This is a genomic window from Nocardia sp. CC227C, assembly GCF_030767025.1.
Classification (GTDB): domain Bacteria; phylum Actinomycetota; class Actinomycetes; order Mycobacteriales; family Mycobacteriaceae; genus Nocardia.
Window position 1 is genome coordinate 219,442 of the sequence record NZ_JASITE010000002.1, and the last position, 22,104, is coordinate 241,545.

The following is a 22,104-nucleotide window of genomic DNA, read 5'->3' on the forward strand; positions in this document are numbered from 1 at the left end:
GTCGTCAACTCACCCGGGCGGCGTCACTCGCCAACGGAACGACCAGCGGCGCACCGGTTTCCGGATCGTCGATAACCCGGCAGCCGAGCGAGAAGACCTCCCGGACCAGCTCCGCCGTGACGATCTCGCCGGGCGGTCCGGCGGCGACCACACGCCCGTCCCGCATGGCGATCAGGTGATCGGCGTAGCGGAAGGCGTGGTTCAGGTCGTGCAACACCGCGACCACGGTGCGGCCGGAGTCCCGATTCAGCGCCCGGCACAGATCCAGCAGTTGAATCTGATGGGCGATATCCAGATAGGTGGTCGGCTCGTCCAGCAGCACGACCGGCGTGTCCTGCGCCAGCACCATGGCGATCCACACGCGCTGCCGCTGCCCGCCGGACAGTTCGTCCACCGGGCGCGCGGACAGCTCCGTCACACCGGTGGCGGCCATGGCGGCGGCGACGGCCTCGGCGTCGGCCTGCGACCACTGCCGCAGCAGCGACTGATGCGGATACCGACCGCGCGCAACCAGATCCGCCACCCGGATGCCGTCGGGCGCGGTGGAGGTCTGCGGCAGCAGCCCGACGCGCCGGGCCACCTCCTTGGCCGGATACGACGCGATCGCCTTGCCGTCCAACAGCACCGCGCCGTGCTCCGGCTTCAACAGCCGGGCCAGCGCCCGCAGCAGCGTGGACTTGCCGCAGGCATTGGGGCCGATGATGACGGTGAACGTCCCGTCCGGGATGTCCACCGAGAGCCCGTCGCTGATCACGCGGCCGCCGTAGCCGAGCCGCACCCGATCCGCGCGCAGCCGCGCCGCCGCGGCGGCCGATTCCCCAGCGGTGTCGCCGGTTTCGTTCATCATCGCTTCCCCTAGTTCCGTCGCGCCTCGGCCACCAGCAGATAGGCCAGGTACAGTCCGCCGATCGAGACGGTGACGACACCGACCGGCAGCGTGGTGGGGGCGAAGACGCGCTGGGCGATCCAGTCGCAGGCGACCAGCAGCAGCGCCCCCATGGCGGCGGCCGGTGCGAGCGCGGTGGACGGGGTGCGCGCCAGGCGGCGACCCAGTTGCGGCGCGGCCAAGGCGACGAAGGCGATCGGCCCGGCCACGGCGGTGGCGGTCGCGGTGAGCGCCACGCTCAGCACGATCAGCAGCATGCGGGCGCGACCCACCCGAATCCCGAAGGCGTGCGCCAGATCGTCGCCCAATTCCAGCATGCGCAGCCGGGGCGCCGCCGGAATCACGGCGACGGCCAGGACGGCCAGGATGGCCAGCGCCGGACCGACCTGCGGCCAGGACAGCCCGTTCAGTGAGCCCGCGCCCCACGCGGCGGCCGACATGGCGGCGTGCAGATCGGCCCGCAGGATCAGCCAGGTGTTGACCGAGGCCAGCATGGCACTCACGCCGATACCCACGATGATCAGCCGGAAGCCGCTGACGTGGTGCCGGAACGCCAGCAGCTGAATGGCCAGCGCCGCACCGAGACCGCCGATCAGCGCACCGGCCGCGGTCTGAAAGTTGCCGCCGCCCAGGGTGAGGATGACCAGCAGCGCGCCGGTGTAGGCCCCGGTGTTGAAACCCACGATATCGGGGCTGCCCAGCGGATTCCGGGTCACCGATTGCAGGATCGCGCCACTCACGCCCAGCGCCGCGCCGAGCGCCAAGGCCAGCAGTACCCGTGGGAATCGCCACTCCCACACCACGAGTCGGTCGAAGCGGTTGTCACCGACGAACAGCGCGCGCACCACGCGATCCGGTGGAATGGCGTAATCGCCGGTACCCAGTGCCAGTACGGCCACGCCCAGCGCGGCGGCGACGAGCACCGCGCACACCACGGCGGTGCGCAGCCCCATCCGGGCGCTGCGCCCGCGGGCGCGCACCACCAGGGTGGTCCGGCCGAAGTCGATCTCCGCGGTCATGCCGCACCCGCCCGGGCGCGACGGGCCAGCCAGATGAGCACGGGTGCGCCGAGGAAGGCGGTCACCAGACCGGCCGGGACCTCGTCGCCGGGAATGAGGATGCGGCCCAGCACATCCGCGCCCAACACCAGGGTCGGCGCGAGCAGCAGCGAATAGGCGATGACCCAGCGCTGGTCGGGACCCACGATCCAGCGGGCGATATGCGGGACCGCCAGGCCGATGAAGGTGATGGGCCCGACGGCGGCGGTCGCGGTGCCGCACAGCAGGGTCAGGGCCGCGGCGGTGAGCAGCCGGGTGCGGGTGACCCGCACCCCCAGCGAGTGGGCCAGATCGTCGCCGAGGGCGACGGCATTGAGCGACCGTGCGGCGATGACAGCGGCCACCAGCCCGATGGCGATGAAGGGCGCCGCCCCGGCGATGATGTCGTAACCGCGCCCGGTCAGGGATCCGGAGTCCCACTGGCGCATCTCGTCGAAAGCCTTGGCGTTGAGCAGGATCAGGCCCTTGGTCAGGCCGGTGAGCACCGCGGTGACCGCCACGCCCGCCAGGGTCAGGCGCACCGGATCCGCGCCCTGCCTGCCCGCGGTGCCCAGGCGGTAGACCACCAGTGCGACGAGCGCGGCGCCGACGAAGCCGAACCACACGTAGGAGGCGATATCGGTGACACCGAGGAAGGCGACCGCGACGGTGATCGCGAAAGCGGCCCCGGCATTGATGCCGAGCAGCCCCGGATCCGCGAGCGGATTGCGCGTCAACCCCTGCATCAGGCAGCCCGCGACACCGAGCGCGATGCCCACGAGCAGGCCGAGCAGGGTGCGCGGCAGCCGGTACTCGGTGACGATCAGCCGGTCCGCCGAGTCGCCGCCGTGCCACAAGGCCGCCCAGACCTCACCCACCGCAATGGATTTCGCACCTATGAGCAGGCTGAGCAGGCAGATGAGCGTGAGCACCGCACCGGCCGCGAGCCAACCCCGTCGGTGCCGGGTGGGCGCGGCGGCGATTGCCGGAGCATCGCTGGCCGTGCTGAGGCTGTTTCGCGATCTGTCCATCAGAACTTTCTCATCAGCGCGTCGGTGCAGGTCACGCGGCACGTCGACGAATACGGTCACAGGTTGGCAAGGTTAGCCTAACCTGCAAACGGGGGGATTTGTCCAGCCGTGCGGATATCGACGGGCAGTACGGCGAGCCCTCCCAGTTTTAGCGAACCCGCTTACCCACCAGGCATTTTCAGGGCTCCACTGTGATACATCCCATATTTGTACACTGTACGAGCACTATTCCCGGTGTTGGGGGTGGTAGTCCTTCCCACTGCTAGACGCGAGTCGCGTTCCCGGTCGCTGCGAGTTGTCCGAGAACGCGATTCGATTCCCCCACCTGATGAGGAAACCCCCACGATGCGAAAACTCCTTGCTGCCTCCGCGCTGGCAACCGCCGCCCTCGGGCTGGCCAGCGGTACGGCGACCGCCGACACCTTCGTCCCATTGCCGGACGGCGAGACGGTCGGCCCCGGCGTGACCATCAAGCGCGTCGCGGAGAGCGCCCTGATCTCGCCGTCCATGGCCGCCAATGGCGCCGGACGCGTGGCCTGGGTGAGCGGCACCGTGATCGCCGACGTGACCGACACCCCCAAGGGCGACCCCAAGCCCTTCGCGGGCGGCAGCGGGGCGCCGGGCACCAACAACTCCTCGACGCACGGCTCCTCGCGGATCAACACCGGCTACATCGTCGGCTGCCAGGTCAGCATTGCCGACAACGCCATCTCTGCCGGCGTCTCCGGCGGCATCACCACCACCGGCATGAACGCCGGTGGCTCCATCTCGGTGAAGATCGGCCCCGGCGAGGTGAAGTTCGTCGGCGTCGAGGGCTTCGACATCGTCGAGGCGGGTCAGTTCCACGTCAGCTACAAGGATGTGGAACTCCAGATCCAGGGTTGCGCCGGATACGCGCAGGCGCGCGCCTACACCGTCGTCGAGATCATCGGCACCAACTACTCGAAGACCACCCTCTACGGGGCTCCGTTCAGCATCGGCTGACACCGGCCGTCTTCATCGATCCCACTCGTGCTGAACAGCATTCACGCTCCGAAAGAGACAACATCATGACCATCCTGAAGAAAGCCGCCGCCCGCCTGGTCGGCGTCGCGGCGACCGCCACCATCGCGCTGGGCCTGTTCTCCCCCGGTGCCGCGCACGCCGACACCTTCATCCCGCTGCCGGGCGGTGAGATCACCCAGACACTGCCCGACGGCACCGCCGTCACCATCCGCCTGGTGAACGAGTCGGTCAACATCAATCCCTCCATGGGCGCGACCCCGCTGCACCGCAATGTGTGGGCGTCCGGCCGGGCCGAGGTGGAGATCCATGGCGAGCACAAGTACTCGAAGATCTACCCCGGCTACGTGGTCGGCTGCCAGGTCGACATCAGCGGCGGCAACGGCACCGGTGGCGCGAACGCCGCCACCACCTGGGAGGGCAAGGGCAGCGGCGGGGTCAGCACCGGCGGCAACCTGACCCTCGGCCCCGGCCAGGCGTCCACCTTCTGGCTGCTCGACCTCGAGGGCCCGAATGCCTACGGCGAGAAGAGCTACCTGCGCGGGTTCAAGTTCACCGAGCAGCAGGCGTCGGTGAACTGGAAGGACTCCACCCTCGGCCTCTCCGGTTGCGCCGGATACGCCCAGGCGCGCGCCTTCGTCGGCGTCGAGGTGACCACCAAGTTCGGCCGTTCCGAGCTGCGCCTCTGGGGCCAGCCCTTCAGCCTCGGCTGATCGCACGGACCCGGTGCGGCCGCGGTTTCCCGTCCGAATGTCGTGCGGGCGGGACCGCGGCCGCGGCACCTGCGATCCCAGGGAAATCGGGGTAGCACCCGCGGCTCTCGAATGAGACCATGTCAGCGTCACTCGGAGGCGTCCGGGGGTTTCGCACCACCCGGTTAGCGAATTCTGGGCTACATTCGCCTGAATCGAAACGCACCGACTACGTCGACCCGGGAGGTCCCATTATGACTGGCCCCGAGAACTATCCCGCACCCGAAACCGGCGTTCCAGTCGAGGAACCCACTATCGATCTGGATGTCTTTCCGCCGGAAGAGCATTCACGCCTGACCGTGCTGTTCCGGCTGCTGCTCGTCATTCCGCAGGCCATCGCCGTCTGGCTGCTCGGGCTGGCCGCGATCGTCGTGGTGATCTGCGGCTGGTTCGGCGCGCTCGTCCTCGGCCGTCTCCCCGACTGGTGCACGGAGTTTCTCCGCGGCTACTTCTCCTACAGCACCCGGGTCTACGGCTACGGCATGCTGCTGGTGGACGCGTACCCGCCCTTCGCCTGGAATCCGACCGACTATCCGGTCCGAGTGCTGTTCCATCAGCCGACCGAACTGAACCGCTTGGCGGTGCTCTTCCGCCTGATCCTGGCCCTCCCCATCATGGTCTTCGCCAGCTGGCTGACCACCGGGTGGACCGTCATCGCCTTGTTCATCTGGCTCATCGTCCTCATTACCGGTCGCATGCCGCAGCCGGTGTTCGAGGCCACCGCCGCGGTCATCCGCACCCAATTGCGCACCAGCGCCTACGCCTATCTGCTCACCCCCACCTATCTGAAGGGCCCCTTCGGCGACGGCACCCAGCCCACCGATCCGGTGCTGGCGGCGGCACAGCCGCCCGTCGCCTCCCCCACCCGGCCGCTGTGGGTTTCCAAGGGCGGTCGGATTCTGCTCATCGTCATGCTGGTGCTGGGCATTCTGGCCGGCATCGGCCAGTCCGTCGCCCAGCCCGGCTACGACGACACCGATACGGTCGAGACCTCACACACCGATTAGGTCGTCAGCGCGGCGATTTCGGTAGCCAGTGCCGCCGCGACATCATCGATGTCGCGGTGCGCTCGCCCACGGACCACCCATCGGCCCGCGACCATCACATCGGTGACATCGGAAGCAGTTGCGGCGTACAGGATTCCAGTCTCATCCGCGCCCGCCGTACGCGGCGAGCCGGTATCGACGACCACCAGGTCGGCATCCCACCCGGGTGCGATCTCCCCCGGCCCGAGCCAGCCCGAGGCGGCGTGACCGGTGGCGGCGGACAGCAATTCCGCCGGGTCGAAGCGACCGCGGCGACCGGCGGCCAGGCGTTCGTGCCATTCCAGGGCTCTGGTTTCGAACCACGGATCGACCACCGCGTTCGAATCGCTCCCCAGACACAGCCGCACCCCGGCGTCCGCGAGTCGCCGCGCGGGCCCGATACCGTCGCCCAGATCGGATTCCGTACTGGGACACAGACATACCCAGCTCTCGGCCAGCGCGCTGATATCGGCGGGATCCAGATGGGTCGCGTGGACCGCCACGGTGCGCGGCGTCAGGGCACCGGCCGAGGCCAACAGCCGCGTGGGGCTGCACCCGTAGCGTTCGAGGCATTCCGCGTTCTCGCGCGGCTGCTCGGAGAGATGCACGTGCAGCGGGCGATCCGCGGCCGCGGCCACCACGGTGGGCAGCTGGTCGACCGGGACGGCCCGCACGGAATGAATCGCCGCTCCGGGAATGACGAGATCACCTGCCGGACGGAAGGATTCGATGCGCCGCGCCCAGGCGTCGGCATCACCGTCGTCGAACCGCCGCTGCACGCCGACGGTGGGCTGTCCGAAGCCGCCCGCCAGATAGCACACGTCCAGCAGGGTCAGCCGGATACCGGCGTCGGCGGCCGCGGCGACCAGCGCGTGGGAGAACTCGTTGGGATCGCCGTAGCGCTGCCCGCCACCGGGATGGTGCAGGTAGTGGAATTCGGCGACGCTGGTATAGCCCGCCAGCACCATCTCCGCGTACACCGCGCGGGCCAGCCGGTAGTACGAATCCGGCCGCAACCGTTCGGCCAGCGCGTACATGCGGTCGCGCCAGGTCCAGAAGCTGCCGCGATCATCATGGGTACGCCCGCGCAGGGCACGGTGGAAGGCATGCGAGTGGGTGTTCGCGAAGCCGGGCACCACCAGGCCGGACAGCACCGTCCCACCGCGCCGCGCGGCGGTGGACACCGCGGCGACGACGCCGTCGGCCACGTCGATGCGCACCCCGCTCGCCACGCCGCCGGGCAGCCACGCTCGCTCGCACCAGTACGTGGTCATTCGGTCAGACTCCGCAGGACACGGGCCAGTTCCACTGTCCCGTAATCGATATCGGCGGGTTCGGCGAACTCCTCCGGCGCGTGGCTGATACCGGTCGGATTGCGGACATAGAGCATGGCGGTGGGCACGAAGGGGGCCAATACCGCGGCATCGTGCCCCGCTCCGGTCGGCAGGATCGGCGCGCCGCCGAGCAGCGCGCTGAGCCGGTCCCGCAGCACCGGGTCGAAATCCGCGGTGCCCTCGAAGGACTGCTCACGCACCTCGACGGTGCACCCCTCGAGATCCGCGGCAGCGGCGGCCGCCTCGGTGATCTCCGCGACCAGGGCGCGGACATCGCCCGGCTCGGGCAGGCGGGCATCGAGCCAGACATCGACCCGGGACGCGATGACATTGGTGCCGCCCGGGGTCGGCACCAACCGTCCCACGGTGGCTCGGGCCTCCGGAACCGCCGCCGCGCAGCGCCGCACCGCCAGCACCAGCCCAGCCGCGGCCAGCATGGGATCGCGGCGGTCGTCCATGAGCGTGGTTCCGGCGTGGTTGCCCTGTCCGGTGAAGGTGAACCGCCAGCGTCCGTGCGGAATGATATTGCTGCCCACCGCCACGGGCGCGTCCATCCGCACCAGGCCGCGGCCCTGCTCCACGTGCAGTTCCACGAAGGCGCCGATGCGGCCGAGGGTTTCACCGTCGCGGCCGAAATGCTCCGGGCGGCGTCCGGCGGCGCGCGCGGCATCGGCGAAGGTGGTGCCGTCGGCGTCGCGCAACGCCAGCGCCTCCGCCGGGGACAGGGTCCCGGTGAGCAGGCGAGATCCGAGGCACGGCACCCCGAAACGGCCGCCCTCCTCCTCTGCGAAGACCACGATGGCCACCGGGCGGCGCGGTGTGAAGCCCTGCGCCCGCAGCAGATCGACGGCCGCCAGGGCGCTCACCACCCCGAGCGGCCCGTCGTAGGCGCCGCCGCCCGGCACCGAATCCAGGTGGCTGCCGGTGACCACGGCATTGCGCCCGGGTGCCCCGAACCAGGCCCACAGGTTGGCGTTTCGATCGGTGTGCACCTCGAGGCCGCGGGCGCGGGCGGCGGCGGTGAACCACTCGCGCAGTTCACCGTCGGCGGGGGTGAAGACGTGCCGCGAATAGCCGCCGCGAGCGGCATCCGCGCCGACACGTTCGATCTCGGCCAGCAGGTCGTTGGCGGACGGCGCCCGTGTGCTCACCGCATCACCTGTCCCACAGTGGAATCCGGACGCCGCGGGCACGGGCGACGTCCTCGGCCTCCGGGTATCCGGCGTCCACGTGACGCAGCACGCCCATGCCGGGGTCGTTGCTCAGCACCCGCTCGATCTTCTGCGCGGCAAGTTCGGTGCCGTCCGCGACGATGACCTGTCCGGCATGGACGGACCGGCCCATGCCCACGCCACCGCCGTGGTGAATGGATACCCAACTCGCACCGGAAGCGGTGTTGACCAGGGCATTGAGCAGCGGCCAGTCGGCGATGGCGTCCGAGCCGTCGGCCATGGCCTCGGTCTCCCGGTACGGCGATGCCACCGAACCGCAGTCCAGGTGGTCGCGGCCGATCACGATGGGCGCGGACACCTCACCGCTGGCCACCATCTCGTTGAAGCGCAGCCCGGCCAGGTGCCGTTCGCCGTAGCCGAGCCAGCAGATGCGGGCGGGCAGCCCCTGGAAGGCCACCCGCTCCCCCGCCAGGCGAATCCAGCGGGCCAGGGATTCGTTGTGCGGGAACAACTCCAGGATGGCGCGGTCGGTGGCGGCGATATCGGCCGGATCGCCGGAGAGCGCGACCCAGCGGAACGGGCCCTTGCCCTCGCAGAACAGCGGTCGGATGTACGCGGGCACGAAACCCGGGAAGTCGAAGGCCCGCTCGTAACCCGCGAGCTTCGCCTCACCCCGAATCGAGTTCCCGTAGTCGAACACCTCGGCCCCGCGATCCAGGAAGCCCACCATCGCGGCGACGTGGGCGGCCATGGATTCGCGCGCGCGGCGGGTGAATTCGTCGGGCTTGCGCGCCGCGTAGTCGTCCCACTCCTCGACTGCCACGCCGATCGGCAGGTAGGTGAGCGGGTCGTGGGCGGAGGTCTGGTCGGTGACCACATCCACGTCGATCTCACGGCGCAGCAGCTCCGGCAGCACCTCGGCGGCATTGCCGATGACGGCCACCGACAGCGGCCGCCGCTCCCGTTTGGCGGCCAGCACCCGCGCCAGCGCATCGTCGAGGTCGGTGGCGATCTCGTCCAGGTAGCGCGTCACCACTCGCCGCCGCGCGTGCTCCGGATCGCATTCGACGCACAGCGCCACACCGTCGTTCATGGTGACGGCCAACGGCTGCGCACCCCCCATACCGCCCAGACCCGCTGTGACGGTGAGGGTTCCGGCCAGGCTGCCGCCGAACCGCTTGGCCGCCACCGCCGCGAAGGTCTCGTAGGTGCCCTGGAGGATGCCCTGGGTGCCGATGTAGATCCACGAGCCTGCCGTCATCTGGCCGTACATGGTGAGCCCCATGGACTCGAGCCGCCGGAACTCCGGCCACGTCGCCCAGTCCGGCACCAGATTGGAGTTGGCGATGAGCACGCGGGGCGCCCATTCGTGGGTGCGCAGCACACCGACCGGCTTGCCGGACTGCACCAGCAGCGTCTCGTCCGCGCGCAGGTCGGTCAGACAGCGGCCGATGGCGTCGAAGCTGGACCAGTCCCGGGCCGCCTTGCCGGTGCCGCCGTAGACGACGAGATCCTCCGGACGCTCGGCGACCTCGGGATCGAGGTTGTTGTGCAGCATGCGCAGCGCCGCCTCGGCCTGCCAGGTGTGCGCCGTGCGCTCGGTGCCGCGGGCGGCGCGGATCGTCCTGCTCATGAGTTCGAAACCCCCTTGTCCAGCAGTTGGTCGACCGCACCGGTTCGGATCAGCTCGATGGCGGCCGCGATATCCGGGGCGAGATGACGGTCCGGCCCCGGTCCGGGCACCCGCGTGCGCAGCAGATCCCGAACCGCGCCGGTCACCGGCGCGGGCCGCAGCGGCGCGCGCAGGTCGAGTGCCCGTGCGGCGGTGAGCAATTCGATGGCCAGCACGGTGGTCAGCCCGTCCACGGCGCGGCGCAGCTTGCGTGCGGCCGCCCAGCCCATGGACACATGGTCCTCCTGCATGGCACTGGACGGAATGGAATCCACCGAGGCGGGGGCCGCGCAGCGCTTGAGTTCCGACACCACGCCCGCCTGGGTGTACTGGGCGATCATGTAGCCGGAGTCGACACCCGGGTCGTCGGCCAGGAACGGCGGCAGCCCGTGCGAGCGGTGCACATCGAGCATGCGGTCGGTGCGGCGCTCGGCGATGGACGCCACATCCGCGATGGCGATGGCCAGGAAGTCCAGCACATACGCGACGGGCGCGCCGTGGAAGTTGCCGTTGGACTCCACCCGGCCGTCCTCGAGCACCACCGGATTGTCGACGGCCGAACGCAGTTCCCGCTCGGCCACGGTCTCCGCGTACGCCAGGGTGTCGCGCGCCGCGCCGTGCACCTGCGGAGCGCAGCGCAGCGAATAGGCGTCCTGCACGCGTGGGCAGTCGTCGCCGCGGTGGCTGGCCACGATCGCCGAATCAGCCAGGGCCGCACGCATATTCGCCGCGGAGACGGCTTGCCCGGGATGCGGGCGCAAGGCCTGGAGATCGGCGGCGAACACCCGGTCGGTGCCCAACTGCGCTTCCACACTCATGGCGGCGGTCAGATCGGCGACGTCGAACAGCCGGTGCAGATCGTCGATGGCCAGCACCAGCATGCCGAGCATGCCGTCGGTGCCGTTGGTCAGTGCCAGCCCCTCCTTCTCCGCCAGCACCAGCGGGGTGAGCCCGGCCGCGGCGGCGGCCTCGGCCATCGGGCGCGGACCGTCCGGACCGTGCACCGAGCCCTCACCCATGAGCGCCAGCGCCACGGCCGCGAGCGGGGCCAGATCACCCGAACAGCCCAGTGAACCGTACTCCGGCACGACCGGGATCAGGCCGCTGTCCAGCAGCGCCGCCAACGCCCGCGCGGTCTCCGGCCGCACGCCGGTGTGCCCGGACATGAGGGTGCGCAGGCGCAGCAGCATCATGGCCCGCACCACCTCCGCCTCCACCGGCGTGCCCGCACCCGCGGCGTGCGAGCGGATGAGCGAGCGTTGCAGATCGGTGCGGCGGTCCGGCGGAATGTGCCGCAGGGCCAGCGCGCCGAAGCCGGTGGAAACGCCGTATACCGGCCGCTCCCCGTGCGCCAGATCGTCGATGTGGCCGCGCACCTTCGCCAGGCGAGCCAGATCCGGTTCGGCGAGCTCCACGCGCGCGCCCTGCCGCGCGACCGCCACCACCTCCGACCGCGTCACAGGGTCCGCGCTCACCAGCACCCGCTGGATTCCGATCGTCATGGGCACCATTCCAACGCTTCGGGCCGCCGCGATCGAGCACCCCGGGCCGGGTTTCGTCTGGTATTTCAGACAGAATGGACCGCGGACGGGTGAGGTGATGGCGGATGAGCGGTGACATTCCGGCGCTGCGACGTGGTCTGCGCATCCTCGGACTGCTCGCGCAGCGCCCGCATCCGGTGCCCGCCGCGGTGATCGCCCGCGAACTCGGCATCCCCCGTTCCACCACGTATCAGCTGCTCAACGAGTTGCAGGCCGCCGGGTACGTGGCCTACCTGGCGGCCGAACGCAGATACGGGCTCGGTATCGGCGCGTTCGAGATCGGGTCCGCCTACCTGCGGCACGATCCGCTCGAGCGGGTGGCGGCTCCGCTGCTGCGCGGACTGGTCGACGCGGTGGGCTGCACCGGGCACCTCGGCATCCTGCACGGCAACGAGTCGCTGTACCTCATCGAGCAGCGGCCGCCGCGCCCGCAGACCCTGGTCACCGATGTGGGGGTGCGACTGCCCGCCCACCTGACCGCCACCGGGCGCGCCATCCTCGGACATCTGACGCCGAAGCATGTGCGCGCGCTCTTTCCGGGACCGGCCGCGTTTCCCATGCGCACCACCCGGGGGCCGCGTGATCTGCGGGCGCTGCGCCGCCTGCTGCGCGCGGAGGCGGCGCGCGGCTGGGCGGTCGAGGACGGCTACATCACGCCGGGTTTCGCCACCGTCGCCGACGCGGTGTTCGACCACGGCGGGCGGCCCATCGCCGCACTCGGGCTCACCCTGCGCCACCACTGCCCGGACGAGGCGATCGAATGCGGCCACAGCTGGCCGGAGCTGGCCGCCCCGCTGCGCACCGCCGCGGCGGCCGTGACCGCCGCCATCGGCGGCCGTCCTCCGGGCGGATGAACGCGGGTCAGACCACCGGTACCGGACCGGGCACCGCGGCCTGAGCGGCCTGGACCGCGGCCAGCGCGTTGAGCCTGCCGAAGCCGTACACGGCGCTGTGGCCCGCCTCGTCGTAGCCGCCGCCGGAGCTGTCGATTCGATCGCAGGAGCCCTCGAGCACATCCTTGACCTGCTGCCGGGTCAGGTCCGGACGCACCGACAGCACCAGCGCCGCGACTCCGGCCGCACCCGGGCAGGCGCTCGAGGTACCGCCGAAACTGTTGGTGAAATGCCCTGCGGCATCGCCCCATTCGGGATCGCCGGGGTTGTAGCCGTCCGCGCCGCGACGGTCGACGGTCCAGATGCCGGTGGTGAGGGGCTCGGGATGGCCGAAGGGCGCGTGACCGAAGTCGTTGCTGGGGAACGAACATGACACCGCCCTGCCGAAATCGCTGTAAACACTGCGCCTTCCGGTGTCGTTGCAGGCGGCGACGGCGATCACGGCGGGGTGGCTGGCGTAGCCGTCGTTGTCGACGGACTCGTTGCCGTTGCCCGCGGCGAAGCAGATGACGCAGCCCTTGCCGCCGCGGCCCTCGGTGATCACGTAGTCGATGGCGAGTCGGGTGCTGGCGGGCATCGGGACCACCCGCTGATGGGCCGGATCGTCCGGCCGGAACCACAGGCCGTCGGCCGGACCCCAGCTGCACGAGATGACGTCCGCACCGTGGTCGGCCGCCCACTGGAAAGCCTGCGCCTCCGCCTGGGAACCGAGGCCCGACACCAGGCGAATAGGCATGAGGGCGGCGGCGGGAGCAACGCCGGACGCGCCGAGCGCGCCATCGGCGCAGGCCACACCCGCGCACGCGGTGCCGTGATTGTCGCCGAAGTCGGGACCGGTGCCGAATGGGTCCTTCGGGCGGGGATCGTCGGTGCGCAGGGTGACGTCGCGCGGCGCGACCACCTTGCCGGTACCGGCGAACTCCGGATGGTCGATGTCGACGCCGTCGTCGATGACGGCCACCGTCACGCCCGCGCCGCGAGTGAGGGCATGGGCCGCTTCGACATTCGCGTGCGCGTCCACGGTCACCCCGCCGATGACGGTGGTGCGCAGATGCCACTGCGGGGCGAAGACGGCCTTGCGGGCGCGACGGCGGATCAGTTCGGGATGGGCGTAGACGACATCGGCACGCCGCAGCAGCGTGTTCGCGATATCGAAGGTCCGCTGCCCGGTGCCTTCCGGAGCGGCGGCGAAGTAGGCGTTCTCGGCGTAGCCCACCCGATGCTTGATGGACAGCCCGGCATCGCGCAGCACTTCCTCGCAGTCGCCGGGGTCGGCCTCGTCGACGAACTTCACGAAGATGTTCTCGGTGTACAGCACGGGTTCGTCGCCGACCGGATCCACCAGCACGTGTCCGGCGAAACGCACCTCGGGCGCGGCGTTCAAGCGTGTCTTGCGTTCCTCGACCGTCCCGGACCCGGGTGGGATGCGATACACCTCGACCCCCGCCTCGGGGTAGCTCTGCATGAGGTGCGCGTCCTCGAGCACCGCGCTGACGGGCGTGCGCACCGATCCCGTCTGCAATGGCACTCCGCGCCCGTACCGTGCGCGCACCACGATCAGATCCGGACTCTGCTCGAGTTCGAAACCGGGTTCGTCCTTCGTCCCGAAATTCGCGGTAGGCATGATGACTCCGTTTCGCCCTGCGACCCCGGATCCACGGTAGAACGCGGCCCCGGCACACCGCGATGCACCGAGCATCCGAGTACTCGAATCGCGGCGGACACGCCGTGGCCACCGCGCGAGCCTCCCGGGAGGCGTACGGGGGTGGGAATCCGCCCGGGGCGGCGACTGCCCCGGGCGGCGGCTCGCCTACGGGATCAGCAGCCAGGCGAGGAGGTTGTTGATTGCCGAGGTGACGTCATCGATGAAGCGCGGGATCATGGGTATTCCTCCTTCGTGAAGATGCGTTATGGAACAAGGTGATTCACGTGTCGGCCGGTGTGGCCCGACCCACACGTGCGGTGATCGCTATTCGTTGCCGCGCGGGGAAAGGATGGCTACCGGTCGGCATTGGCCGGAAGTCTGTGGCCGACCAGGCCGTTCGGTTTGCAAAACCGAATTCTTTACGGAATCATTACCATCGAGCGAGCCGGGAGGTCTGGACGGAGAACACTCCGCGACAACGGCTGATGCCCCACCCGCCGCCATGACTGTGACGGGATAGCTGAAAGTAGATGGTGGCACACGAAACCGCGCTCGCACTCATTCAACTGGGCGCGGTCTTCTTCGGGTTGGGACTGCTCGGACGGCTGGCCGCGCGGATCGGCATGTCGCCGATCCCGCTGTACCTCATCGGCGGGCTGGTATTCGGCACCGGCGGGCTGGTCGAACTCGACCACATCGACGAATTCATCCATCTCGCCAGTGAGATCGGCGTGGTGCTGCTGCTGTTGCTGCTCGGACTGGAGTACAGCGCAAGCGAACTCGTGACGGGAATGCGCAGATCCTGGGCCGCGGGCGTGGTCGATCTGGTGTTGAACGCGACCCCGGGCGTACTGGTGGCGCTGTGGCTGGGCTGGGGCGTGACCGGGGCGGTGGCCATGGCGGGCGTCACCTACATCTCCTCCTCCGGCATCGTCGCGAAGGTGCTCAACGACCTCGGCCGACTCGGCAACCGGGAGACGCCGACCATTCTGTCCATCCTGGTGTTCGAAGACCTCGTCATGGCCGGATACCTGCCGGTGCTCACCGCGGTCCTGGCCGGGATCGGCTTCCTGGCCGGGTTGCAGTCGGTCGGCATCGCCCTGGCGGCGGTCACCGTGGTGCTCGTGGTGGCGCTGCGCTACGGCCGATACGTGTCCATGATCGTCGACAGCGATATCCGCGAGATCTTCCTGCTCAAGCTGCTGGGCGCGGCGCTGCTGATCGCCGGGGTCGCATCCGCCCTCCAGGTCTCCGCCGCGGTGGGCGCGTTCCTGCTCGGTATCGCGATCTCGGGATCGACGGCGCACAATGCCGCCAAACTCCTGGAACCGCTACGCGACCTGTTCGCCGCGCTGTTCTTCGTCCTGTTCGGTTTGAGCACCGACCCCAGCAGCATCCCGCCCGTGCTCGGCTGGGCCGTCGCGCTGGCCGTGGTGACCACCGCCGCCAAACTCTTCACCGGCTGGTGGGCCGCCCGCCGCGCCGGGGCCTCCCGCAACGGCCGGGCGCGGGCGGGCGCGGCGCTGGTGGCACACGGCGAGTTCTCCATCGTCATCGCCGGTCTGGCGGTCGCGGCCGGTGCCGTACCCGCCGAATTCGCGGCGTTGGCGACCACCTACGTGCTGCTCATGGCGGTGCTGGGACCGATCGCCGCCCGCGTGGTGGAACCGCTGCTGCGCACCTTCTCGCCACCGGCGCGGGTCAGCGCCTAGCGGGTCGTCCAACTCGGCGGACTGCCCGAGCCATTCCGGCCGAGCGCTCCGCACCGCCGACCCGATCACCCGCTCGATGCGTTTCGGCGGCGGTCCGGGCTCGCGGTCACGCTGCCGCGATTCCGTCGACGATCATGTCGACCGCGGTGCGGATCGTCTGCGGTGAGACCTCGCGGCCCAGGTGGGTGGCGTGCATGTGGACCAAGCCGCCGAGCGTCAGCACGACCGTGCGCGGGTCGGCTGTGGTCGCGACCTCGCCCCGGGCCTGGGCGCGGCGCACGATCTGCTCCGAGGCCGCGAGGCGCTGACGCCAGTACTCCTCGCGCATGGCGGCGACCTCGGGGTCGTCGTCGGCCAGCACGGTGCCGCGCACCAGGGCGGTTCCGGTGGGGGTCGCCACGAAACGAGCCAGGGCGGTGGTGAATTCCACCAGATCGGTGCGGACCGAACCGGTGTCGGGGATCGGCACCTCGGCGGCGGTGCGCGAGACCAGCGCATCGGCGAGCAGCCGGGCGAGGGTCCGCCAGCGCCGGTAGATCGAGGTCTCGTGCACGCCCGCCGCGACCGCCACATCGGCGATGCGCACCTGGTCGATGCCCACCGCCTCGAGCCGGGCGATGGTCGCGTCGAGTACCGCTCGCTGCAACTTCACGCCGCGGAGCTGCGGGGGCTTCGGCTTGTCCATCCTGCGCACCTTATCGCAAGTGCTCTTGCGTTTCCGGCGGAGGCGTCCTACGGTGGCCATATCGCAAGTCAGCTTGCGATAGAAGCGAGGAATCATGTCGATGGCGACTACCCCCTCCGGCCGCTGGCGCGGTGAGATCACCGACGGCGTGGCCGTTTTCCGCGGCGTGCGCTACGCCCACGCACGGCGTTTCGAGCCACCCCGCCGTCTCCGCCCGTCCGATCCCACGATGGGACCGGTATCCATTGCGCCGCAGACCCCTTCGCGCATGGAAGCGGTCATGGGCGCGCCGGAGGCGCTGCCGCGATCCGAGGACTGCCTGTCGGTGACGGTCACCGTCCCGGCCGATGCCGCGCCGGGCACGCTGCCGGTGCTGGTCTGGCTGCACGGCGGGGCATACCTGTCCGGCAGCGGCTCCTGGGCGTGGTACGGGGCACGGCGACTGGTACGCGAGACCGGCATCGCGGTCGTCGCGGTCAACTATCGGCTCGGTGCGCTGGGATATCTACGCGCTCCGGGTGTGTCGCCGGGCAATCTCGGCCTGCTCGACCAGATCACGGCCCTGGAATGGGTGCGCGACACCATCGCCGAGTTCGGCGGTGATCCCGAGCAGGTCACCGTCGCAGGGCAATCCGCGGGTGGACAGTCCATCGCGGCGCTGCTCGGGATCCCGCGCACCCGGCCGCTGTTCCACCGCGCCATTCTGCAGAGCGCACCGCTGGGACTGTCCTTTCCCGACCGTGAACGCGCGGAACGGGCGGGGCGGGCGGTGCTCGACCGGCTCGACGACGATCCGCGCACCGCGCCGGTCGAGGCCGTGATGCGGGCGCAGGGGGCGGCGGTGCGAGAGCTGGCCGGACCCGGCGGGCTCAATGCCGCACCACCGTTCCTGCCGATCTCCGGGGTGGACCCGCTGCCGGACCGGGAGTCGTGGCGCGACGAGCTGCGGAGCCGGGCTCCTGAGCTGCGGGTGATCATCGGCCACACCCGGCACGAGATGGCCGCCTTCCACGGCCCGCATCCGATCTTCGCGGCGGTGCGCGGGGTCCCGCTCGTCGGCGGGCTCATCGCGGCATCGGTGTCGAATGCGTTGGGACGCAGGGTATTCGACGAACCCTCCCGGCGCTTCGCCGACGAACTCACCGCCGCCGGGGCGGTGGTCCACCGCTACCGCGTCGAACCGCTGGCCCCGAACGCGCCGTTCGGCGCCTGCCACTGCATCGACCTGCCACTGCTGTTCGGTGACGCCGACGCGTGGCGCGCCGCACCCATGCTGCACGGCCTCCCCTTCGACCGTATCGACACGCTGGGCGCGCCCATGCGCCGAGCCTGGGGTGAATTCGTGCGCTCGGGCACCACCGATCCGCTGGATTGGCACCCGCACACCGTCGGCTCCCACACCGACTTCCCCTTCCCCCGACCACGAAAGGCATACGGGTGCACAGCGAACACGCGGAGGTGATCGGCGGATCGACGGGGGCGTTCGCGCGACGGGGCGGCCGGGTCAGCGGGTGGTGTAGCCGCCGTTGGCGAAGATGGTCTGACCGGTGATCCAGCCGCCGTCGGTGACCAGGAATTCCACCAGGGGGGCGATGTCCTCGATGCGGGTGAGGCGGCCGCCCATGGCCTGGGACTTGTGGAATTCCACCCGCTCGGGGGTTTCCTGCGGGTAGAAGAACGGGGTGTCCATCGGGCCGGGGGCCACATTGTTGACCGAGATGCCGCGGGCGGCGAACTCCTTCGCGGCGGCGCGGGTGAAATGCTCCACCGGGGATTTGGCACCGGCGTAGGTGGAGTAGCCGTCGGTGAACGCGGCCAGCAGCGAGGTCACCACGGTGACGATGCTGCCGTTGTCCGCGAGCCGTCTACCGGCCTCCTGGAGGAAGAAGTAGGCGGCCTTGGCATTGATGTCGAACATCGAATCGTATTCGGCCTCGGTGGTTTCCGCGATCGGCTTGCGCAGCACCTTGCCGACCGTGTTGACGGCGACATCCACCGTGCCGAAGGCATCGACGGCCGCGTCGAACAGCTGCCGGACATTCGCCGGAACGGTCAGGTCGGCCTGGAACTTGACCGCCTTGCGGCCGAGCGCCTCGATGGCGGCGACGGTCTTGTCCGCCTCGGCCTCGGTGCTCGCACTGTTGTAGTGCACCAGCACATTCGCACCCCGTTCCGCCAGGGAGTTGCTGATCAACCCACCGAGGTTCTTCGCACCCGCGGCCACGACCGCCGACCTACCTGCCAACGTGTTGCTCATAGGAGAGTCCTTCGTTCGGAATTCGGAGATCTTCCGGTTCCGACGCTAGAAGCGTGACCCACAAATGGGAAACAGAAGTTTTTGGTCAACCTACAAGAACTACTTGTTAGCTGAGCATATGCGGATTATCGCCCGTGGTCAGCAGGTCACGAATCGCCGATCGGGTGTGCGGCAGCCACACGGCCTGCACGGGGGCCAGCGGCGGATGCTCGATCTCGACGACCCGCACCCGGTCGCCGAGGGCGGGGCCGGGCGGCGCGGTGACGAAGGCGACCGCGTCCGGATAGTCGAGCACGGCCGTCACCGGTGTCGTGCCCTGGATCCGGTCGACGACCAGCGACGGCTCGAAACCCGCACGGCGACAGGTACTCAGAATGAAGTCCGTGTAGAACGACGCCCCCGGCGGCGCCCACACGACGATTCGCTCCGCGCGCAGCTCACCGACCGCGACGGTACGGCGTTCGGCCAGCGGATGCCCGTTCGCGACCGCGATGCGCAGCGGGTGGTAGGCGATCACCGCCGAGGCCAGCGTGGCGGGCACGGTCGTGCCCCGTCGCAGCGCGAGATCGACGCGGCCGTCCAGCACCGCCGCTTCGAGCTCCTTCGGGAACATCTGAACGGCCGTCACGGACACCTCCGGCATCCCCGTGCGCACCGGCTCCAGCACCCCGTGCACCTCGTCGGCGGTGATGGCCGGCGTATGCGCCACCACGAACGGCCGCCGCTGCGCCGCCGCCGCGTCCCGCACCTGCCGTGCCAGCACCTGCCCCGCCGCCAACAGCACCGACGCCCCCTCCCGCAGGGCCTCCCCCGCCGCCGTCAACCGCACCTGCCGACCGGACCGGTCGAACAGCTCCACCCCCAGCTGCCCCTCCAGTTTGGCGATCGAACTGCTGAGCGCCTGCTGGCTCACGTGCAGACGCGCAGCGGCCCGACTGAAGCCGGCGGACTCCGCCACACACAGAAACTGCTGCAACCGCCGCGAATCCAGCGGTTCCCCGAGCGGCGACAGCGCGGAATTCAGCATGGGCGGGATGCTACCGGCCGGTTCGGTACCGCTCGCCGTACGACCGCGCCACCCGCATCTCGCGAACCGCGCCGCAATCAGCCGCAATCATCGGAACGTGGCTGTCGATTCCCGGCCTTGCCATTCGTCGAAGGAATAGTCGACCGTTCGTCTCCGCATGGAAGGAACCGATATGAACCCCACAGAGGTGACCGTGAACATTCCCGTCCGAGATCTGGCGGCGGCCACTCGCTGGTACGAGCGGATCTTGGACCGCTCCGGACCGGATCTGAAGCCGATCGAGGGCGTGGCCGAGTACGACATGGGTGGCTGGTGGCTCCAACTGGGCGAGGGGGAGGATGTCGGCGGGCCCTGGGTGCTGCGGTTCGCGGTGGCCGATGCGCACGCCGAGCGGGACCGGCTGGTCGGGCTCGGAGTCGACGTGGACCCGATGGTCCACGTCGAGGGCCTGGTGGACTACTGCGAGTTCAGCGATCCCGACGGCAACCGGCTCAGCCTCTACACCGAACTCGGCGGTGCGGACGGGATGCCCGCCGGATAGTCGGGGCCGCCGCGGGCTGCACGCCGTCCGGCCGGTACGCGCGTTACGGTGGGGCGGCATGGACACCGTCACGATCGACCTGTCGCGAGCCGATGCGGACGCGGAATCGGTGCACCGCAGGCCGCGGGTGCGGCCGGTCGTGGTCGCGGCGGTGGGTGTGGTGGTGTTGCAGCTGGTGGTTCGGGGGTGGGTCGCCGGGTCCGGGTACTTCTACTGGGACGATTTCATTCTGGTGAGCCGGGCGGCCGAGCATCCGGTGTGGTCGGCGGAGTTGCTGCGCTACGACCACGACGGCCATTTCATGCCGCTGGCCTTCGCCACCTCGTGGGTGGTGACGGCGGTGGCCCCGTTGGAATGGAGTGTGGCGGCGGCCTCCATGGTGCTGCTGCAACTCGTGGCGTCGGTGGCCGTGCTGCGCATGCTACTGGTGCTGCTGGGCGTGCGGTGGGCGGTGTTGGTGCCGCTGGTGTTCTATGCGTTCTGCCCGTTGACGATTCCGGCTTTCGCGTGGTGGTCGGCGGCGCTCAACGCGCTGCCGTTGCAGGGCGCGCTCGCCTGGGTGATCGCCGATGCGGTGCTGCTGGTGCGGACTCGACGGCGACGGTACGCGATATCGGGGATCGCGGTGTCGGCGGTGGCGCTGCTGTTCTTCGAGAAGGCGGCGATAGTCCCGTTCACGGCTTTCGCCTTCGCGGTGCTGGTCCGGTATGTGGACGGCCGGGCCGCGCCGGTGCGCACGGTGGCGCGGCGGGGAGCGGCGCTGTGGATCGGCTCCGGCCTGCTGCTGGCCTGCTGGTCGATCGCGTATCTCGCGGTGGTCGGCCTGCCCCGGATATCCGGAGGCAGTACCGAGACCCGGGAATTCCTCTCCGGGACAGCGGCATTGGATGTCGCGCCCGCGCTGTTCGGCGGACCCTGGCGCTGGGAGCGCTGGCCTCCGGCGACACCGTGGGCGGATCCGCCGGACTGGGCGGTGGTGGCGGCCTGGTTCGCGCTGGCCGCGGTGGTGGCGGTGACCATCCGCGCCCGCCATCGCGTGCTCGCGGTATGGCTGGTGGTCGCCGCCTATATCGTGCTCGCCCAACTGCCGATCGTGCTGGCGCGCGGCGGACCGAATACCGCCGCGGCGGAACTGCTCCGGTCACTGCGCTATTTCGCCGACTCGACGGTGGTGCTGGCCGCGGCACTGGCCCTGGTCCTGTCGGCGCACGCCCGCCGCGTCACCCGTGGGCGCTCCCGTGCCGCCATTGCCGTGACAACGGTGTTCGCCCTGAGCTGCTGCTGGTCCACCTACACCTTCGTACGCAGCTGGCAACCCAACCCGGCGCGCGCCTACATCGCGAATACGCAGGCGGCACTGCGTGATTGGCAGCAGGAACCACTGCTGGAACAAGAAGTGCCGTGGCAGGTGCTGAATCCGACGGCCTATCCGCAGAACCTGATCAGCCGGGTGCTGTCCGCCGTCGCACCGGCGGACGCCTTCGCCACCTCCACGCCCCGGCTACGGATGATCACCGATACCGGCGCGATCGTCGACGCCCAGGTGTGGTGGAACCGCGGCATCAGCCCCGGACCCGACCGCGACTGCGGATACCGCGTGCACGGCACCACACCCGCCGTTCTTCCGCTCGATGGCCCACTGCTCGACCACGAATGGACCACCCAGCTCAACTACCTCGCCAGCGCGGACGGCAGCATCACCGTCGCCCTGGAACACGGCGGTTGGGTGACCGTTCCGATCCGGCGCGGACTGAACACCGTCTATGTGCGGACCGCCGGCAGCGGCCGCGCGCTCCGGATCGGCGCGCTCACGCCGGGACTCACGGTGTGCGTCGGCGTCGGGCCGGTCGGCGTCGCGTCCTGGGACAACTGAATACCGGGACAACCGAGCC

At 70.0% G+C, this 22,104-nt stretch carries 19 protein-coding genes; 8 read left to right on the forward strand and 11 right to left on the reverse strand.

The features are described 5' to 3' along the window. Positions 1-4 precede the first annotated feature (4 nt). The 3 genes from QMO76_RS04330 to QMO76_RS04340 are packed head-to-tail and all read right to left on the reverse strand — an operon-like array spanning position 5 to position 2,954. Positions 5-844, reverse strand: coding sequence for an ABC transporter ATP-binding protein (locus QMO76_RS04330; protein ID WP_306360174.1), 840 nt, complete (start codon positions 842-844; stop codon positions 5-7). Between the two features lie 11 nt (positions 845-855). Beyond that, positions 856-1,905 carry an iron chelate uptake ABC transporter family permease subunit gene (locus QMO76_RS04335; protein WP_306359857.1) on the reverse strand — a complete coding sequence of 350 codons (1,050 nt, stop codon included), beginning with the start codon at positions 1,903-1,905 and terminating at the stop codon, positions 856-858. Then, entirely contained in the window at positions 1,902-2,954 is a 1,053-nt protein-coding gene (locus QMO76_RS04340) for an iron ABC transporter permease (protein ID WP_306359858.1), read from the reverse strand. The genes QMO76_RS04335 and QMO76_RS04340 overlap by 4 nt, the downstream gene beginning before the upstream one ends. A gap of 345 nt (positions 2,955-3,299) precedes the next feature. On the opposite strand from QMO76_RS04340, the gene QMO76_RS04345 reads away from it, so the two are divergent. The 3 genes from QMO76_RS04345 (at position 3,300) to QMO76_RS04355 (ending at position 5,715) form a co-directional block, all read left to right on the forward strand. Then, the gene (locus QMO76_RS04345) at positions 3,300-3,938 is read left to right on the forward strand and encodes an MspA family porin (protein ID WP_306359859.1); all 639 of its coding nucleotides are present in this window, start codon (positions 3,300-3,302) and stop codon (positions 3,936-3,938) included. 65 nt (positions 3,939-4,003) lie between these two features. Continuing rightward, a complete protein-coding gene (locus tag QMO76_RS04350; RefSeq protein ID WP_306359860.1) occupies positions 4,004-4,669 on the forward strand; it encodes an MspA family porin in 666 nt (221 codons plus the stop codon). 233 nt (positions 4,670-4,902) lie between these two features. After that, a complete protein-coding gene (locus tag QMO76_RS04355; protein ID WP_306359861.1) occupies positions 4,903-5,715 on the forward strand; it encodes a DUF4389 domain-containing protein in 813 nt (270 codons plus the stop codon). Here QMO76_RS04355 and QMO76_RS04360 read toward each other — a convergent pair. The 4 genes from QMO76_RS04360 to hutH are packed head-to-tail and all read right to left on the reverse strand — an operon-like array spanning position 5,712 to position 11,413. Continuing rightward, entirely contained in the window at positions 5,712-7,007 is a 1,296-nt protein-coding gene (locus tag QMO76_RS04360; RefSeq protein ID WP_306359862.1) for a formimidoylglutamate deiminase, read from the reverse strand. The genes QMO76_RS04355 and QMO76_RS04360 overlap by 4 nt on opposite strands. Next, positions 7,004-8,218 (reverse strand): allantoate amidohydrolase, encoded by a 1,215-nt coding sequence (locus tag QMO76_RS04365; RefSeq protein ID WP_306359863.1) that lies wholly within the window; start codon positions 8,216-8,218, stop codon positions 7,004-7,006. The genes QMO76_RS04360 and QMO76_RS04365 overlap by 4 nt, the downstream gene beginning before the upstream one ends. Before the next feature lie 4 nt (positions 8,219-8,222). Beyond that, a complete protein-coding gene (gene hutU / locus QMO76_RS04370) occupies positions 8,223-9,872 on the reverse strand; it encodes a urocanate hydratase (RefSeq protein ID WP_306359864.1) in 1,650 nt (549 codons plus the stop codon). Beyond that, positions 9,869-11,413, reverse strand: a complete 1,545-nt coding sequence (hutH, locus tag QMO76_RS04375) for a histidine ammonia-lyase (RefSeq protein WP_306359865.1) — start codon at positions 11,411-11,413, stop codon at positions 9,869-9,871. Before hutH ends, hutU begins: the two co-directional genes overlap by 4 nt. A gap of 104 nt (positions 11,414-11,517) precedes the next feature. Here hutH and QMO76_RS04380 point away from each other — a divergent pair, with 104 nt between their 5' ends. Continuing rightward, positions 11,518-12,306 (forward strand): IclR family transcriptional regulator, encoded by a 789-nt coding sequence (locus tag QMO76_RS04380; RefSeq protein WP_306359866.1) that lies wholly within the window; start codon positions 11,518-11,520, stop codon positions 12,304-12,306. A 7-nt stretch (positions 12,307-12,313) separates the two neighbouring features. Here QMO76_RS04380 and QMO76_RS04385 read toward each other — a convergent pair whose 3' ends face one another. After that, on the reverse strand, positions 12,314-13,969 hold the full coding sequence (locus QMO76_RS04385) for a S8 family serine peptidase (protein ID WP_306359867.1): 1,656 nt from the start codon (positions 13,967-13,969) through the stop codon (positions 12,314-12,316). 551 nt (positions 13,970-14,520) lie between these two features. Here QMO76_RS04385 and QMO76_RS04390 point away from each other — a divergent pair. Next, the gene (locus tag QMO76_RS04390) at positions 14,521-15,702 is read left to right on the forward strand and encodes a cation:proton antiporter (protein WP_306359868.1); all 1,182 of its coding nucleotides are present in this window, start codon (positions 14,521-14,523) and stop codon (positions 15,700-15,702) included. Positions 15,703-15,808: 106 nt separating this feature from the next. Here the strand turns inward: QMO76_RS04390 and QMO76_RS04395 are convergent, their stop codons facing one another. Next, the gene (locus tag QMO76_RS04395; RefSeq protein WP_306359869.1) at positions 15,809-16,387 is read right to left on the reverse strand and encodes a TetR-like C-terminal domain-containing protein; all 579 of its coding nucleotides are present in this window, start codon (positions 16,385-16,387) and stop codon (positions 15,809-15,811) included. A gap of 100 nt (positions 16,388-16,487) precedes the next feature. Between QMO76_RS04395 and QMO76_RS04400 the strand changes: the two genes are divergently transcribed. Further along, positions 16,488-17,849 carry a carboxylesterase family protein gene (locus tag QMO76_RS04400; RefSeq protein ID WP_306359870.1) on the forward strand — a complete coding sequence of 454 codons (1,362 nt, stop codon included), beginning with the start codon at positions 16,488-16,490 and terminating at the stop codon, positions 17,847-17,849. Between the two features lie 42 nt (positions 17,850-17,891). On the opposite strand, the gene QMO76_RS04405 is transcribed toward QMO76_RS04400, so the two are convergent. Both QMO76_RS04405 and QMO76_RS04410 read right to left on the reverse strand, forming a co-directional pair. After that, positions 17,892-18,644, reverse strand: coding sequence for an SDR family oxidoreductase (locus QMO76_RS04405; protein ID WP_306359871.1), 753 nt, complete (start codon positions 18,642-18,644; stop codon positions 17,892-17,894). A gap of 106 nt (positions 18,645-18,750) precedes the next feature. Further along, on the reverse strand, positions 18,751-19,671 hold the full coding sequence (locus tag QMO76_RS04410; protein WP_306359872.1) for a LysR family transcriptional regulator: 921 nt from the start codon (positions 19,669-19,671) through the stop codon (positions 18,751-18,753). 172 nt (positions 19,672-19,843) lie between these two features. Between QMO76_RS04410 and QMO76_RS04415 the strand changes: the two genes are divergently transcribed. Continuing rightward, positions 19,844-20,212 (forward strand): VOC family protein, encoded by a 369-nt coding sequence (locus QMO76_RS04415; protein WP_306359873.1) that lies wholly within the window; start codon positions 19,844-19,846, stop codon positions 20,210-20,212. Between the two features lie 58 nt (positions 20,213-20,270). Beyond that, on the forward strand, positions 20,271-22,085 hold the full coding sequence (locus tag QMO76_RS04420; RefSeq protein WP_306359874.1) for a hypothetical protein: 1,815 nt from the start codon (positions 20,271-20,273) through the stop codon (positions 22,083-22,085). The last annotated feature ends 19 nt before the right edge of the window (positions 22,086-22,104 follow it).

Coding starts and splice junctions, on each gene's coding strand:
- QMO76_RS04390 (WP_306359868.1), top strand. CDS start 14,521: ATGGTGGCACACGAAACCGCGCTCGCACTCATTCAACTGGGCGCGGTC.
- hutH (WP_306359865.1), bottom strand. CDS start 11,413: ATGACGATCGGAATCCAGCGGGTGCTGGTGAGCGCGGACCCTGTGACG.
- QMO76_RS04415 (WP_306359873.1), top strand. CDS start 19,844: ATGAACCCCACAGAGGTGACCGTGAACATTCCCGTCCGAGATCTGGCG.
- QMO76_RS04420 (WP_306359874.1), top strand. CDS start 20,271: ATGGACACCGTCACGATCGACCTGTCGCGAGCCGATGCGGACGCGGAA.
- QMO76_RS04340 (WP_306359858.1), bottom strand. CDS start 2,954: ATGGACAGATCGCGAAACAGCCTCAGCACGGCCAGCGATGCTCCGGCA.
- QMO76_RS04335 (WP_306359857.1), bottom strand. CDS start 1,905: ATGACCGCGGAGATCGACTTCGGCCGGACCACCCTGGTGGTGCGCGCC.
- QMO76_RS04395 (WP_306359869.1), bottom strand. CDS start 16,387: ATGGACAAGCCGAAGCCCCCGCAGCTCCGCGGCGTGAAGTTGCAGCGA.
- QMO76_RS04330 (WP_306360174.1), bottom strand. CDS start 844: ATGAACGAAACCGGCGACACCGCTGGGGAATCGGCCGCCGCGGCGGCG.
- hutU (WP_306359864.1), bottom strand. CDS start 9,872: ATGAGCAGGACGATCCGCGCCGCCCGCGGCACCGAGCGCACGGCGCAC.
- QMO76_RS04405 (WP_306359871.1), bottom strand. CDS start 18,644: ATGAGCAACACGTTGGCAGGTAGGTCGGCGGTCGTGGCCGCGGGTGCG.
- QMO76_RS04360 (WP_306359862.1), bottom strand. CDS start 7,007: ATGACCACGTACTGGTGCGAGCGAGCGTGGCTGCCCGGCGGCGTGGCG.
- QMO76_RS04380 (WP_306359866.1), top strand. CDS start 11,518: ATGAGCGGTGACATTCCGGCGCTGCGACGTGGTCTGCGCATCCTCGGA.
- QMO76_RS04350 (WP_306359860.1), top strand. CDS start 4,004: ATGACCATCCTGAAGAAAGCCGCCGCCCGCCTGGTCGGCGTCGCGGCG.
- QMO76_RS04385 (WP_306359867.1), bottom strand. CDS start 13,969: ATGCCTACCGCGAATTTCGGGACGAAGGACGAACCCGGTTTCGAACTC.
- QMO76_RS04355 (WP_306359861.1), top strand. CDS start 4,903: ATGACTGGCCCCGAGAACTATCCCGCACCCGAAACCGGCGTTCCAGTC.
- QMO76_RS04345 (WP_306359859.1), top strand. CDS start 3,300: ATGCGAAAACTCCTTGCTGCCTCCGCGCTGGCAACCGCCGCCCTCGGG.
- QMO76_RS04410 (WP_306359872.1), bottom strand. CDS start 19,671: ATGCTGAATTCCGCGCTGTCGCCGCTCGGGGAACCGCTGGATTCGCGG.
- QMO76_RS04400 (WP_306359870.1), top strand. CDS start 16,488: ATGGCGACTACCCCCTCCGGCCGCTGGCGCGGTGAGATCACCGACGGC.